This is a genomic window from Streptomyces sp. NPDC002076 (assembly GCF_053593835.1).
Genome location: NZ_JBSFDI010000079.1, coordinates 1 through 1,174 on the forward strand (window position 1 = coordinate 1; position 1,174 = coordinate 1,174).

Annotated in this window: 1 rRNA gene; it reads right to left on the reverse strand. The window is 56.9% G+C overall.

What is annotated here, in order from left to right:
- Positions 1-1,174, reverse strand: a 23S ribosomal RNA gene (locus tag ACWCQS_RS46070); the annotation flags it as partial.

The following is a 1,174-nucleotide window of genomic DNA, read 5'->3' on the forward strand; positions in this document are numbered from 1 at the left end:
GTTTAGGGTACGGGCCGCCATGAAACTCGCTAGAGGCTTTTCTCGACAGCATAGGATCATCCACTTCACCACAATCGGCTCGGCATCAGGTCTCAGACACATGCAAGGCGGATTTACCTACCTTGCGTCCTACACCCTTACCCCGGGACAACCACCGCCCGGGCTGGACTACCTTCCTGCGTCACCCCATCACTCACCTACTACCAACTTGGTCCGGCGGCTCCACCACTCCCCTTCACCCGAAGGATCCGGGACGGCTTCACGGCCTTAGCATCACTGGATTCGATGTTTGACGCTTCACAGCGGGTACCGGAATATCAACCGGTTATCCATCGACTACGCCTGTCGGCCTCGCCTTAGGTCCCGACTTACCCTGGGCAGATCAGCTTGACCCAGGAACCCTTAGTCAATCGGCGCACACGTTTCTCACGTGTGAATCGCTACTCATGCCTGCATTCTCACTCGTCAACCGTCCACGACTACCTTCCAGTGCCGCTTCACCCGGCAGACGACGCTCCCCTACCCATCCGTACACCCGTTGGGGCTGTATATACGAATGACACGACTTCGGCGGTACGCTTGAGCCCCGCTACATTGTCGGCGCGGAATCACTAGACCAGTGAGCTATTACGCACTCTTTCAAGGGTGGCTGCTTCTAAGCCAACCTCCTGGTTGTCTGTGCGACTCCACATCCTTTCCCACTTAGCGTACGCTTAGGGGCCTTAGTCGATGCTCTGGGCTGTTTCCCTCTCGACCATGGAGCTTATCCCCCACAGTCTCACTGCCGCGCTCTCACTTACCGGCATTCGGAGTTTGGCTAAGGTCAGTAACCCGGTAGGGCCCATCGCCTATCCAGTGCTCTACCTCCGGCAAGAAACACACGACGCTGCACCTAAATGCATTTCGGGGAGAACCAGCTATCACGGAGTTTGATTGGCCTTTCACCCCTAACCACAGGTCATCCCCCAGGTTTTCAACCCTGGTGGGTTCGGTCCTCCACGAAGTCTTACCTCCGCTTCAACCTGCCCATGGCTAGATCACTCCGCTTCGGGTCTTGAGCATGCTACTGAAACGCCCTATTCGGACTCGCTTTCGCTACGGCTTCCCCACCCGGGTTAACCTCGCAACACACCGCAAACTCGCAGGCTCATTCTTCAAAAGGCACGCAGTCACG